This is a genomic window from Bradyrhizobium sp. SOJA106 (assembly GCF_059448745.1).
Genome location: NZ_CM182549.1, coordinates 6,812,545 through 6,825,035, shown reverse-complemented (window position 1 = coordinate 6,825,035; position 12,491 = coordinate 6,812,545). Strand labels below are relative to the sequence as shown.

General features: G+C 65.7%; 13 protein-coding genes. 7 read left to right on the top strand and 6 right to left on the bottom strand.

Features of this window, described 5'->3' with window-relative positions; genetic code table 11:
- Nucleotides 1-31: 31 nt before the first annotated feature.
- From AC5V87_RS32155 to AC5V87_RS32130, 6 genes are all read right to left on the bottom strand, one after another.
- Nucleotides 32-1,603 carry an AMP-binding protein gene (locus tag AC5V87_RS32155; RefSeq protein WP_495368885.1) on the bottom strand — a complete coding sequence of 524 codons (1,572 nt, stop codon included), beginning with the start codon at nucleotides 1,601-1,603 and terminating at the stop codon, nucleotides 32-34.
- A gap of 33 nt (nucleotides 1,604-1,636) precedes the next feature.
- Nucleotides 1,637-2,269, bottom strand: a complete 633-nt coding sequence (gene upp / locus AC5V87_RS32150) for a uracil phosphoribosyltransferase (protein WP_456843091.1) — start codon at nucleotides 2,267-2,269, stop codon at nucleotides 1,637-1,639.
- A gap of 147 nt (nucleotides 2,270-2,416) precedes the next feature.
- Complete coding sequence (locus AC5V87_RS32145; protein ID WP_265441509.1) at nucleotides 2,417-2,545, bottom strand: hypothetical protein; 129 nt, start codon at nucleotides 2,543-2,545, stop codon at nucleotides 2,417-2,419.
- A gap of 84 nt (nucleotides 2,546-2,629) precedes the next feature.
- Nucleotides 2,630-2,761 (bottom strand): hypothetical protein, encoded by a 132-nt coding sequence (locus AC5V87_RS32140; protein ID WP_456843092.1) that lies wholly within the window; start codon nucleotides 2,759-2,761, stop codon nucleotides 2,630-2,632.
- A 17-nt stretch (nucleotides 2,762-2,778) separates the two neighbouring features.
- Complete coding sequence (locus AC5V87_RS32135) at nucleotides 2,779-2,967, bottom strand: hypothetical protein (RefSeq protein WP_456843093.1); 189 nt, start codon at nucleotides 2,965-2,967, stop codon at nucleotides 2,779-2,781.
- Nucleotides 2,968-3,143: 176 nt separating this feature from the next.
- Entirely contained in the window at nucleotides 3,144-3,611 is a 468-nt protein-coding gene (locus tag AC5V87_RS32130; protein ID WP_495368884.1) for a hypothetical protein, read from the bottom strand.
- Between the two features lie 312 nt (nucleotides 3,612-3,923).
- Between AC5V87_RS32130 and AC5V87_RS32125 the strand changes: the two genes are divergently transcribed.
- The 7 genes from AC5V87_RS32125 to AC5V87_RS32095 all read left to right on the top strand — a co-directional run bounded on the left by AC5V87_RS32125 (nucleotide 3,924) and on the right by AC5V87_RS32095 (nucleotide 12,358).
- Nucleotides 3,924-4,076, top strand: coding sequence for a hypothetical protein (locus AC5V87_RS32125; protein ID WP_456843095.1), 153 nt, complete (start codon nucleotides 3,924-3,926; stop codon nucleotides 4,074-4,076).
- Between the two features lie 11 nt (nucleotides 4,077-4,087).
- Nucleotides 4,088-4,177: a K(+)-transporting ATPase subunit F gene (locus AC5V87_RS32120; protein ID WP_456843096.1), complete on the top strand. Its 90-nt coding sequence runs from the start codon at nucleotides 4,088-4,090 to the stop codon at nucleotides 4,175-4,177.
- A gap of 112 nt (nucleotides 4,178-4,289) precedes the next feature.
- Entirely contained in the window at nucleotides 4,290-5,993 is a 1,704-nt protein-coding gene (kdpA, locus tag AC5V87_RS32115) for a potassium-transporting ATPase subunit KdpA (RefSeq protein WP_495368883.1), read from the top strand.
- 19 nt (nucleotides 5,994-6,012) lie between these two features.
- The gene (gene kdpB / locus AC5V87_RS32110; protein ID WP_495368882.1) at nucleotides 6,013-8,127 is read left to right on the top strand and encodes a potassium-transporting ATPase subunit KdpB; all 2,115 of its coding nucleotides are present in this window, start codon (nucleotides 6,013-6,015) and stop codon (nucleotides 8,125-8,127) included.
- A gap of 175 nt (nucleotides 8,128-8,302) precedes the next feature.
- Nucleotides 8,303-8,908, top strand: coding sequence for a K(+)-transporting ATPase subunit C (locus tag AC5V87_RS32105; RefSeq protein WP_495368881.1), 606 nt, complete (start codon nucleotides 8,303-8,305; stop codon nucleotides 8,906-8,908).
- Between the two features lie 40 nt (nucleotides 8,909-8,948).
- Nucleotides 8,949-11,672 carry a DUF4118 domain-containing protein gene (locus AC5V87_RS32100; RefSeq protein ID WP_495368880.1) on the top strand — a complete coding sequence of 908 codons (2,724 nt, stop codon included), beginning with the start codon at nucleotides 8,949-8,951 and terminating at the stop codon, nucleotides 11,670-11,672.
- Nucleotides 11,669-12,358, top strand: a complete 690-nt coding sequence (locus AC5V87_RS32095; RefSeq protein WP_456843101.1) for a response regulator — start codon at nucleotides 11,669-11,671, stop codon at nucleotides 12,356-12,358. Before AC5V87_RS32100 ends, AC5V87_RS32095 begins: the two co-directional genes overlap by 4 nt.
- The last annotated feature ends 133 nt before the right edge of the window (nucleotides 12,359-12,491 follow it).

Here is a 12,491-nt window from a genome sequence, read left to right as displayed (position 1 = left end):
TCCAAGACGAGATCGTCGAGGAGGTGACCGCCTATTCGGCCGCGATCCGTTCCATCGCCATGGCACGAAGCCGGGCGCGCTGGATCTTCACGCCATTGGCGCTGTCGGTGACCGGGAATGCGTCGACGAGATAGATCCGGGCCGGCACCTTGTAGCCGGCGAGCCGCTCGCGTAGCCGCGCGGTCAGCGCCGCCTGCTGCGGCGGCTCTGCAGCCGCAATCACGAAGGCGACGCAGCGCGCCTGGCCCTTCAGATCCACCGCGACGACCTGGGCATCGGCCACGCCTGGGCAGGATTTGAGCTCGTCCTCGATCTCGCCGGGCGCGACGAGAAAGCCGCCGAGCCGCATCGCGTCGCCCGCGCGGGTCTCATAGACGAAGGCACCGTGGCCGCGCAGGCGGCCGATGTCGCCAGTGCGGAAGAAGCCGTCCGCGGTGATCGCATCCGCGGTAGCCTCGGGATTGTTGAAATAGCCGAGGAAGCGCGAGGGCGCGCTGATCTCGATTTCGCCGGACACGCCGTGGGCGGCGAGCTCGCCCGTCTCGGTGTCGCGCACGCGCACTTTTGCGTCAGGCGACATTGGCCAGCCGCCGCCTTCGATGCGGTCGGCGAAGGTATCGCTGCCGCGGGCAATCGAGAACAGCGCCTGTACCTCGCTCGAGCCGTAGAGGCCGAACAGCTTCATGCCGCGCGCTTCGGCCTCTGTGGCCAGCTCGCGCCAGCCGGGCTGGAATGCGGCGAAGCCGCAGATTTCGAGATGCGGGAACGGCCGCGGTGCCTCGGTCAGCGCGAGGATGCGGCGGAACATCTCGTCCGAGCCGAATGAATGTGTGATCTTGTGCTCACTGAGGATCTTCAGCGCCGGTGCCGCTTCGAAAGCGTCGAGCACATGGATGGTCGCGCCCGCGGCGATGAAGCCGAGCAGGCTCGTCATGCCGAAGGTGCCGCAGAACGGCAACATGGCCAGCAGCGAATGGCGCTGCGGATCGAGCTGGAGCGCATTGGCAACGGAGACGGCGTGGCTCGCCAGCGTCCGCTGCGAATGTGCAACGAGCTTTGGCCCCTTGGTCGTGCCCGATGTGGTGTAGAGCAGCACCGGTAGGTCGACGTTGTCCTGAGCCGGCGGGGCAGGTGGATGGACCTTATCGAAGGCATCGAAGCGCAGGCACGGCCACTGCGCGGGAATCCTGTCCGCACCGACCACGGCAAGCTGTTGCAGCGCGGGGACCTCGTCCTTGGCGATGCCGGGGAGGATGGCGGCGAAATCGATCGAGCGAAACGCGGCCTCGACCACCATTAGCTTCGCGCCGGAGACGTTGAGCAGATGCGCGACCTCCGCGCTGCGGTAGCGCGTATTGACGGCGGCGACGATTGCGCCGAGCCGCGCGGCGGCGAACAAAAGCGCGATCCATTCGACCCGGTTGACCAGCCAGACCGCAACGACATCGCCCTTGCCGATGCCTTGCGCGGCAAGCCACGCAGCGGCCTGCTCGACCTTCGCCGAGAATTCCGCGCGCGAGATCGGTGTGCCGTCGAACACGATGGCGGGCTCGGCAGCCGCAGGGCGGATCAGCGATTGCAGCGAAAAATCGTTGGCGCTCATGGCAACCGGAGTAACCCGGCGGGGTGCAGCTGTCTACTTGGTGCCGAACATCCGGTCGCCGGCGTCGCCCAGGCCCGGCACGATGTAGCCGTGGTCGTTGAGCCGCTCGTCGATCGCGGCGGTCCAGACCGGCACGTCGGGATGCTCGCTCTGGAACTGCGCGATGCCCTCGGGCGCCGCCAGAAGGCAGACGAAGCGGATGTCGCGGGCGCCGCGCGCCTTGAGCAGGGAGGCGCCGGCGCAGGCCGAGTTGCCGGTCGCCAGCATCGGATCCATCAGGATCACGGTACGGTCGGACAGGTCCTGCGGCGCCTTGAAGTAATATTCCACGGCCTGCAATGTCTCGGGGTCGCGATACAGCCCAATATGGGCGATGCGCGCCGATGGCATCAGCGCCAGCATGCCATCGAGGAAGCCGACGCCGGCACGCAGGATCGGCGCCAGCGTGAGCTTCTTGCCGGCGATCTTCGGCGCCCGCATCGGCGCGATCGGCGTCTCGATCTCGACCAGCTCCAGCGGCAGATCGCGCGTCACCTCGTAGCACAGCAGCATCCCGATCTCGTTCAGGATCTCGCGAAAGCTTTTGGTCGAGCGGTCCTTCTCCCGCATCAGGGAGAGCTTGTGCTGGACCAGGGGGTGGGCGACGACATGGACGTTGCTGCTCATGAAACCGCTCTACACGGTTCCGTGAAATTGCGCCAGATCGGCCGGGTTTTTTCCGCGGGATACGCGGCCCCAGGCGGGCATCGCAGCCGCCATGCAGGCGCGGCTGCTTGCCTCGTAGGCAGCCATGGTCAATTCGCGGTCGAGATCCTAGACCCCGAGCCCGCGGGCCAGAAGCGTGATCACGAGCGTCAGGACCGCGCCCCAGATCAGGCTCAGGGTCATGGTCAGGATCGTCGTCGTGACCGCGTGCTCGAGATTTCCCTTGAGGAGCTGCATGCTAGCCGTCCGCCACCGCGGTGAGGCGCACACCGAGCAGCAGCGCACTCATCAGGGCAACCAGGATGGCGATCTTGAGTTCGATCATGTCGGCTGCCTCCTGGTCATGCGCGCCAGGTGCCGCATGGCTCCCTGCGCCAGCGCGATCAGCAGATTGCCGCGGTTCTCGACGTCGAGCTCGATCGTCTCGGTGGGCTCACACATTTGCAAGGTCATGGAGACCTCCCCGCGGCTCAGGCGTGCAGGTGCCAGACGTAGATTGCCGTCTTCAGCGCAATCAGCGCGGTGAGCACGCTAGCCATCGAGAGCAGGGTCAGCGCGCCGAGTGCGAGGCGCTTGAGCTGCGCCTTGCGTTCGGTTGACAGCCGCGCCGGGCGTTCGACGTGGAAGGGCCGGTCAAGGCCATGTGTCAGCATCGACATGTTGGAAGTCCTTGTCCTTGGCGCGGCGAGACGGCCGCTCCAATCTGCCGCTTATGATGTCCAGCGCTGCGTAGGATTGCGAGATGACCGCCGGGGTGCCGGCATAGGAATCGCATAAAGACGCCGACCGCCGCCGCGGCGTGTTCGGGGATTGCGGCAAGCTTGAACCCGTCGATCTAGCCGAAGTTTTCACACGCGGCCGGCACGTAGACCGGATCGAGGGTCTGGCGCACCGAGGGAACGCTCGGCCGGGAGGATTCGACTTGCAGCGCCTGGACCTCGACGAACGCGGACAGGAGGGCGATCGCAAGATCGCCGTGGCGTCCCTCGACGGCCGCGTCCAGCCAGTCAGGCAGCTCGCGTTCGCGCGAGAGCGCGCAATGCCATTCACCTTCATCATAGGCGATGCGGCGGGCCTGCCAAAGCGGCAGCTCGATCTCCATCAGTGCGAGCGCGGCATCGGTCCAGGCCTCCGCGTCGATCAGGCGCATGAGGCGCGCGGTACGCTGGCTCCGGCCGAGCGAAGGAAGCCGCCTGCAGGCGTGGTCAATGATGTCGAGCATCAGCAGCCGCGTCATCGCATGTGCATTGCCCAGACGCTTGCCAAGCGACGGCGGGTCGTAATGGCGGCAAGCGGCGATCATGTCAGGCCTCCTGGAATGGGTGTCGGTCAGTCGGCCGGCATCTCCAAGATGGCTGGAACGGCATTTGAAAGCGAGATGAGGAGGAGGCGAGAGATATAGGCATTTCATAAAGGCACGGGGACCGCCGGACCGGGCGCGCGGCCGTCTCCGGCCAATACCCGGAGTGCCTCGCCAGTGTCATTTCGGCCAGCTCAACCACGGCCGGTCTTTATGGGATTCCTATAAGGTCGCGAGAAGGCTCATCTCGAAAACCTATGCGCGTGATGGCACCTCGATGCGGTGAAAGCTCCGGCCGATCGCCGGAGTCATGCATTGCATTGGCGCGGCGCCGGCCGGATCCAGAGAGGGCCGGATATTCGTCGCGCAACGAGGAGCAATCCCATGATGGACATTCTCATGCTGGCGCTGGGCTTCGTCTTCTTCGCCCTTGCGATCGGCTACACCTATTCCTGCGAACGGCTGTGAGGGAGCGGACCATGATCTTCGACTATATCCTCGCCGGCGCCGTCTCGTTCGGCCTCCTGGTCTATCTCACCTATGCGCTGCTGCAGCCGGAACGGTTCTGAGCCGTGTTGCTGCTTGTCGAATTGCTGCTGGCCGACGTCCTCCTCGTCGCCGGCCTGCTCGTGCTGTTCCTGCCGCTGCTGCGCAGGACGGAAAGCCTGAAAGGTTGATTCCATGACCATGATCGGTTGGCTCCAGATTATACTCTTATGCCTCATCATCGTCGCGCTCACGAAGCCGCTGGGCGGCTACATGACGCGCGTTTTCAATGGCGAGCGGACCTTCCTGTCGCCGGTGCTGCGCCCGATCGAGGCCGGCATCTACTGGATCTCCGGCGTCGACGAGAGGCGCGAGCAGCATTGGCTGACCTACACGGTCGCCATGCTGCTGTTCCATGTCGGCGGCTTCCTGATCATCTACGGCGTGATGCGGCTTCAGGCGATGCTGCCGTTCAATCCGGCAGGCCAGGGCGCGGTTGCCGAGGATCTCTCCTTCAACACGGCGATCTCCTTCATCACCAACACCAACTGGCAGAACTACGGCGGCGAGAGCACGCTGTCCTATCTCGTGCAGATGCTCGGCCTGACGCACCAGAACTTCCTGTCGGCCGCAACCGGCATCGCGCTCGCGGTGGCCCTGATCCGCGGCTTCTCGCGCGCCTCGGTGCGCACCGTCGGCAATTTCTGGGTCGACGTCACCCGCATCACGCTCTACGTGCTGCTGCCGATCTGCGTAGTCTACGCGTTGTTTCTCGTCTGGCAGGGCATGCCGCAGACGCTCGGCCCGTATGTCGAGGCGACGACGCTCGAAGGCGCCAAGCAGACCATCGCGGTCGGTCCCGTTGCCTCGCAGGTTGCGATCAAGATGCTGGGAACCAATGGCGGTGGCTTCTTCAACGCCAACGCTGCGCATCCCTTCGAGAACCCGACCGCGCTGTCGAATTTCGTACAGATGCTGTCGATCTTCCTGATCGGCGCCGCCATGACCAACGTGTTCGGCCGCATGGTCGGCAACCAGCGCCAGGGCTGGGCGATTTTGGCCGTGATGGGCGTGCTGTTCGTGGCCGGCGTCGCCGTGACCTTTTGGGCTGAAGCGCACGGCACCTCGACCATGCAGGCGCTGGGTCTGACCGGCGGCAACATGGAAGGCAAGGAGGTGCGCTTCGGCATCGTCGCGTCCTCGTTGTTCGCGGTGATCACGACAGCGGCCTCCTGCGGCGCGGTCAACGCCATGCATGACAGCTTCACCGCGCTCGGCGGCATGATCCCGCTGATCAACATGCAGCTCGGCGAGATCATCATTGGCGGCGTTGGCGCCGGTCTCTACGGCATGCTGCTGTTCGTCGTGCTCGCGATCTTCGTCGCAGGCCTGATGGTTGGCCGCACGCCGGAATATGTCGGCAAGAAGATCGAGGCGCGTGAGGTCAAGATGGCGATGCTGGCGATCCTGGTGCTGCCGCTGATGTATCTCGGCTGGACCGCGGTCGGCGTGGTCTACCCGGCAGCGGTGGCCTCGATGGCCAATGCCGGCCCGCACGGTTTCACCGAGGTGCTCTACGCGTTCACCTCGGCAACGGGGAACAACGGCTCGGCGTTTGCGGGCCTCACCGGCAACACCTTCTTCTACAACCTCACGCTCGCATCCGCGATGTTCGTCGGCCGCTTCTTCATGATCGTGCCGGCGATGGCGATCGCGGGCTCGCTCGCGGCCAAGAAATCGATCCCGCCGTCGGCAGGTACCTTCCCGACCACGGGCGGGCTGTTCGTCGGTCTCGTCGTCGGCGTGATCCTGATCATCGGCGGCCTGACCTTCTTCCCGGCGCTCGCGCTCGGCCCGATCGTCGAGCACCTCGCGATGAACGCCGGCAACGTCTTCTGATTGGTTCGGAGTGACCTCCATGGAAACGATGAAACTGCAAAAGCGCGCCCCGATGTCGGCGATGCTCGATCCCAAGATCGTGCTCCCGGCGATCCGCGCCTCCTTCACCAAGCTCGATCCGCGGCTGATGGTGAAGAACCCGGTGATGTTCGTGGTCGAGATCGTGGCCGCGCTGACCACCGTGATCTTCCTGCGCGATGTCGCGACGGGAGGTGCCGGCCTCGGCTTCACCTTCCAGATCATCCTCTGGCTCTGGTTCACGGTGCTGTTCGCCAACTTCGCCGAAGCCGTCGCCGAAGGCCGCGGCAAGGCGCAGGCCGACTCGCTGCGCAAGACGCGCACCGAGAGCCAGGCCAAGCTGCTGACCGGTGCAGGCGAGGCCTTCAAGCTGGTGCCCGGCACCAGCCTGAAGGTCGGCGACGTCGTGTTGGTCGAAGCCGGCGATACCATCCCCTCCGACGGTGAGGTGATCGAGGGCGTCGCCTCCGTCAACGAGGCCGCCATCACCGGTGAGTCCGCGCCCGTCATCCGCGAATCCGGCGGTGACCGCTCGGCGGTGACGGGCGGCACGCAGGTGCTGTCCGACTGGATCCGCGTGCGCATCACGGCGGCGCAGGGCTCCACCTTCATCGATCGCATGATCAAGCTGGTCGAGGGCGCCGAGCGCGCGAAGACGCCGAACGAGATCGCGCTCAACATCCTGCTCGCCGGCCTCACCATCATCTTCGTGTTCGCAACCGTCACGATCCCGAGCTATGCAGCCTATGCCGGCGGCTCGATCTCGGCGATCGTGCTGGTCGCGCTGTTCGTGACGCTGATCCCGACCACCATCGGTGCGCTCTTGTCGGCGATCGGCATCGCCGGCATGGATCGCCTGGTGCGGTTCAACGTGCTGGCAATGTCGGGCCGCGCAGTCGAGGCCGCCGGCGACGTGGACACGCTGCTGCTGGACAAGACCGGCACCATCACCCTGGGCAACCGCCAGGCCACCGCGTTCCGCCCCGTGCGCGGCGTCACCGAGCAGGAGCTCGCCGACGCAGCCCAGCTCGCCTCGCTTGCCGACGAGACCCCGGAGGGCCGTTCCATCGTCGTGCTCGCCAAAGAGAAATACAGCATCCGCGGTCGCGATATGGCCGAGCTTGGTGCCACCTTCATCCCGTTTACGGCGCAGACCCGCATGAGCGGCGTCGATGCCGGTGGCTCGTCGGTGCGCAAGGGCGCGGTCGATGCCATGCTCAACTACGTCAGCGGCGGCGCGCCGCTGGCCGTCGCCTCGGGCAATGCGGCCCGTGTCATCCAGCCCGCGCCGCTTTCGGAGGTTGGCCGCGAGATCCAGGCCATTGCCGACGAGATCTCGAAAGCCGGCGGCACGCCGCTCGCGGTCGCGAAGGACGGCAAGCTGCTCGGCGTCATCCAGCTCAAAGACATCGTCAAGGGCGGCATCCGCGAGCGCTTTGCCGAACTGCGCCGCATGGGCATCCGCACCATCATGATCACCGGCGACAACCCGATGACCGCAGCTGCGATCGCGGCGGAGGCTGGCGTCGACGACTTCCTGGCGCAGGCAACGCCCGAGGACAAGCTCAAGCTGATCCGCGACGAGCAGGCCAAGGGCAAGCTGGTCGCCATGTGCGGCGACGGCACCAACGATGCGCCGGCGCTCGCGCAGGCCGACGTCGGTGTCGCCATGAACACCGGCACGCAAGCGGCCCGCGAGGCCGGCAACATGGTCGATCTCGACTCCAACCCGACCAAGCTGATCGAGGTGGTCGAGATCGGCAAGCAGCTCTTGATGACGCGCGGTGCGCTGACGACGTTCTCGATCGCCAACGACGTCGCCAAGTACTTTGCGATCATCCCGGCGATGTTCCTGGCGTTCTACCCGCAGCTCAACGTGCTCAACATCATGAACCTGTCGAGCCCGCAGAGCGCCATCCTGTCGGCGATCATCTTCAACGCCCTGATCATCATCGCGCTGATCCCGCTGGCGCTGAAGGGCGTTGCCTATCGCGCCGTCGGCGCCGGCGCGCTGCTCCGCCGCAATCTGTTGATCTACGGCCTCGGCGGCATCGTCATTCCCTTCATCGGCATCAAGGCGATCGATCTCGTCGTGGTCGCCTTGCATCTGGCCTAACCGCTCACTGCGAGGAGCAAATCTCTCCGTCATTCCGGGGCGCCTCGGAGAGGCGAACCCGAAATCTCGAGGTTCTCAGGTGCGCAAGTGCGCACCAGGTTCGATGCTGCGCATCGCCCAGGAACGACGGCAGGGATGCTTCGCTCGCAATGACGAACGTAATCGGAGAAATCACATGCTCAGAGAAATCCGCCCTGCCATCGTCCTGTTGCTGGTGCTCACCGCCATCACGGGTCTGGCCTATCCGCTCGCGATGACCGCCATTGCCGGCGCTATCTTCCCCGCGCAGGCGAACGGAAGCCTTATCGAGAAGGACGGCAAGGTGATCGGCTCCGCCCTGATCGGGCAGGAGTTTAGGGACGACCAATATTTCCACGGCCGCCCTTCGGTGACGCTGGCGCCGGACCCCAATGATTCGACCAAGACGGTGCCCACGCCCTACAACGCCGCCAACTCCGGCGGCTCCAACCTCGGCCCGACCAGCAAGGCGCTGGCCGACCGGATGAAGGAGGATGTCGACAAGCTCAAGGCGGAGAATCCGAATGCCGCCGTGCCGGTCGATCTGGTTACGACCTCGGCCAGCGGCCTCGATCCCGACATCTCGCCCGAGGCCGCGCAATTCCAGGTGCCGCGCGTCGCCAAGGCCAGGAATATGCCGGAAGACCAGCTCAAGCAGCTCGTGTCCGCCAACACCCAGGGCCGCCTGCTCGGCCTGCTCGGCGAACCCCGGGTTAACGTTCTCGCGCTGAACCTCGCACTCGATCGCGCGACGGCGAAGTAGCAGTCTATGCCCGTGGCATCAGGATGATTATATTGCCCTGATGGTCCGAGAGCGCCGCGATTCCGAACAACGTCCCTCGCCCGAGGCGCTGCTGGAGGCAGCGCGGCGGGAGGAGAGCGCGAGCGGCAAGCTGAAGATCTTCGTCGGTGCCGCTCCCGGCGTCGGCAAGACCTACGAGATGCTGCAAAGCGCCCATGCCCGGCGCAAGGCCGGCATCGACGTCGTGGTCGGCTTCGTCGAGACCCATGGCCGCGCCGAGACCGAGGCCCTGGTGCGCGACCTCGAGGTCGTCCCGCGCAAGCGGCTCGATTACCGCGGCCAGACGGTCGAGGAGATGGATCTCGACGCCGTGATCGCGCGCCGCCCGCAAATCGCGCTGGTCGACGAGCTCGCCCATACCAATGCCGCAGGCAGCCGTCATCCCAAGCGCTATCTCGACGTCGAGGAGCTGCTCTCGCACGGCATTGACGTCTACACCGCCGTCAACATCCAGCACATCGAGAGCCTGAACGACGTCGTCGCCCAGATCACGCATGTCCGCGTGCGCGAGACCGTGCCGGATTCCATCTTCGACCGCGCCGATGCGATCGAGCTGATCGATCTCACCCCGGACGACCTGATCCAGCGCCTGAAGGAGGGCAAGGTCTACGTCCCCAAGCAGGCCGAGCGGGCGCTGGAGCACTATTTCTCGCCTGGCAATTTGACCGCGCTGCGCGAGCTCGCGTTGCGGCGCACCGCCGAACGGGTCGACGAGCAGCTGCTCAACCATATGCAGGCGAACGCCATCGCCGGCCCCTGGGCCGCGGGCGAGCGCATCCTCGTCTGCGTCAGCGAGGATCCGCGCGCGGCCGGCCTCGTGCGCTACACCAAGCGGCTGGCCGACCGGCTGCATGCACCGTTCACCGCGGTTTCGATCGAGACGCGGCGGTCCCTGCAATTGTCCGACGAGGAGCGCGACCGGCTCGCCGATACGCTGCGACTCGCGGAATCGCTCGGCGGCGAGGCACTGACCATTCCAGCCGTCGGCCGCCGCATCGCCGATGATGTCGTCAATTTTGCGCAAGGCAACAACGTCACCCAGATCGTGATCGGCAAATCCACGCGCTCGCGCTGGTTCGAGATCACGCGCGGCTCCGTCGTGCATGATCTGGTGCGCCGGGCCGGCAATATCAGTGTCCACGTCATTCCGGGCGATGAGCTCGCGAGTGAGCCGCCACCGAAGACTGCGGTGCAGACCGCGGCGCGCTCGGAGCCGTTCGACGCGCGTCCCTATCTGAAGGCGCTCGGGATTACCGCGCTTGGCCTCGCCGCAGCGGTGGTCATCAAGCCGTATTTCGGTGTCGAGAACGTCGACCTGATGTTCCTCACGGCGGTGGTGGCCGTCGCCGTGCGCTACGGGCTGTGGCCGTCGCTGCTTGCGAGCATCGCGGCGTCGCTGGCCTATAACTTCTTTTTCCTTCCGCCGGTCTACACCTTCACCATCACCGATCCAACCAATGTCGCGGCCTTCTTCTTCTTCATGCTGATTGCGTTCGTGGTCTCGAACGTCGCGGGACGGGTGCGTACGCAGGCCGATACCGCGATCGGCCGCATCAGGACCACCGAGCAGCTCTATGCCTTCAGCCGCAAGCTCGCCGGCACGGCCACGCTCGACGACGTGCTGTGGGCAACGGCTTATCAGATCGCGCTGATGCTGAAGGTCCGCGTCGTGCTGCTGTTGCCGGAGGACGGCCTGCTCACGGTGAAGTCAGGCTATCCGCCCGAGGACCAGCTCGACCAGGCCGACCTCGCCGCCGCCAACTGGGCCTGGAGCAATGATCGCCCGGCAGGCCGCGGCTCGGACACATTGCCGGGCGCCAAGCGGCTGTTCCTGCCGATGCGCACCGGGCGCGGTCCGATCGGGGTCATCGGCATCGACAACGATCGCACCGGCCCGCTGCTGACGCCGGACCAGCGCCGGCTGTTGGATGCACTGGTCGACCAGGGCGCGCTCGCGATCGAGCGCGTGCTGCTGGTCGAGGACATGGACCGCGTCAGGCGCACCGTCGAGTCCGAGCGCTTGCGCTCCGCGCTCCTGACATCGATCTCGCACGATTTGAAGACGCCGCTCGCCTCCGTGCTGGGCGCGGCCTCGACCATGCGCGATCTCGCCGGCGCGCTGTCCGACACCGAGAAGCGCGATTTGCTCGCGACCGTGATCGACGAATCCGAGCGGCTCAACCGCTTCATCGCCAACCTGCTCGATATGACCAAGCTCGAGTCTGGCGCCATCGTGCCGAACACTGCATTGCACGATCTCGGCGAGATCGTCGGCAGCGCGCTCAGGCGCGCGAGCAAGATATTGACCGCCCACAAGGTGGAGCTGGTGCTGGCCGCCGATTTGCCCATGCTCGAGCTGGATGCCGTGCTGTTTGAGCAAGTGTTGTTCAATTTGCTCGATAATGCCGCCAAATATTCGCCGCCGGAAACCACAATCTCGATCAAGAGCCGGCGCGAGCATGATCAAGTGGTGTTGGAGGTCGCCGACGAGGGCGGTGGCATCCCGCCCGGCGAGCTCGAGAGTGTGTTCGACAAGTTTTATCGCGTGCAGAAGGGTGATCATGTTCGGCCCGGCACAGGGCTTGGCCTTGCCATCTCCCGCGGCTTCGTCGAGGCGATGCGCGGCACGATCTCGGCCGCCAACCGCAGCGATCGCAGCGGCGCCGTGCTCACCATCCGCTTGCCTGTCCCGGCACAGACCCGCGCATTGGATACCGCCGCATGAGCGCCGCCCCGATCAAGGTCCTGGTCATCGACGACGAGCCGCCGATCCGCAAATTGCTGCGGATGGGCCTCGCGACGCAGGGCTATGAGATCCTGGAAGCCACGAACGGCAAGATGGCGCTGGAGAAGCTCACGGAGGAGCCGGCGCTGATCATCCTCGATCTCGGCCTGCCCGACATCCAGGGCCACGAGCTCTTGCGCACCATCCGCGCCCGCAGCGAGGCCGTGCCGATCGTGGTGCTGTCGAGCCGGGGCGACGAGGCCGGCAAGGTGCAGGCGCTCGATCTCGGCGCCGACGATTACCTCACGAAGCCCTTCGGCATGGACGAGCTGCTGGCGCGCCTGCGCGCCGCGCTGCGGCATCAGCTCCAGGCGCAGGGCGAGCGCCCAATCTTCCGCACCGGCGATCTCTCCGTCGATCTCGTCCGCCGCATCGTCAAGGTCGGCGAGCGTGACGTGAAGCTGTCGCCGAAGGAATATGATCTCCTGCGGGTGCTGGTCCAGCACGCGGGCAAGGTGCTGACCCACCGTTTCCTGCTCAAGGAGCTCTGGGACGAGCTGACCGATGCGCAATATCTGCGCGTCTATGTCCGTCAGCTCCGCCAGAAGATCGAAGCCGATCCGGAGCGCCCGCAATATGTGTTGACCGAGACGGGGATCGGGTATCGGCTCAAGGCGGGGGATTAAGCGTAGCTCGGCGGCATCGAGTGCTGGTTTGAGGCAAACTCGTCATGGCCGGGCTCGTCCCGGCCATCACGTCTATCGGCATGCGAGGACGCGCGTGGATGCCCGGGTCAAGCTCTGGCATGACGGCGGAGCT

Bases quoted from the DNA above. Each gene is read 5' to 3' on its own strand.
- AC5V87_RS32155 (WP_495368885.1), bottom strand. From the start codon at position 1,603: ATGAGCGCCAACGATTTTTCGCTGCAATCGCTGATCCGCCCTGCGGCT.
- upp (WP_456843091.1), bottom strand. From the start codon at position 2,269: ATGAGCAGCAACGTCCATGTCGTCGCCCACCCCCTGGTCCAGCACAAG.
- AC5V87_RS32145 (WP_265441509.1), bottom strand. From the start codon at position 2,545: ATGCAGCTCCTCAAGGGAAATCTCGAGCACGCGGTCACGACGACGATC.
- AC5V87_RS32140 (WP_456843092.1), bottom strand. From the start codon at position 2,761: ATGACCTTGCAAATGTGTGAGCCCACCGAGACGATCGAGCTCGACGTC.
- AC5V87_RS32135 (WP_456843093.1), bottom strand. From the start codon at position 2,967: ATGTCGATGCTGACACATGGCCTTGACCGGCCCTTCCACGTCGAACGC.
- AC5V87_RS32130 (WP_495368884.1), bottom strand. From the start codon at position 3,611: ATGATCGCCGCTTGCCGCCATTACGACCCGCCGTCGCTTGGCAAGCGT.
- AC5V87_RS32120 (WP_456843096.1), top strand. From the start codon at position 4,088: ATGATCTTCGACTATATCCTCGCCGGCGCCGTCTCGTTCGGCCTCCTG.
- kdpA (WP_495368883.1), top strand. From the start codon at position 4,290: ATGACCATGATCGGTTGGCTCCAGATTATACTCTTATGCCTCATCATC.
- kdpB (WP_495368882.1), top strand. From the start codon at position 6,013: ATGGAAACGATGAAACTGCAAAAGCGCGCCCCGATGTCGGCGATGCTC.
- AC5V87_RS32105 (WP_495368881.1), top strand. From the start codon at position 8,303: ATGCTCAGAGAAATCCGCCCTGCCATCGTCCTGTTGCTGGTGCTCACC.
- AC5V87_RS32100 (WP_495368880.1), top strand. From the start codon at position 8,949: ATGGTCCGAGAGCGCCGCGATTCCGAACAACGTCCCTCGCCCGAGGCG.
- AC5V87_RS32095 (WP_456843101.1), top strand. From the start codon at position 11,669: ATGAGCGCCGCCCCGATCAAGGTCCTGGTCATCGACGACGAGCCGCCG.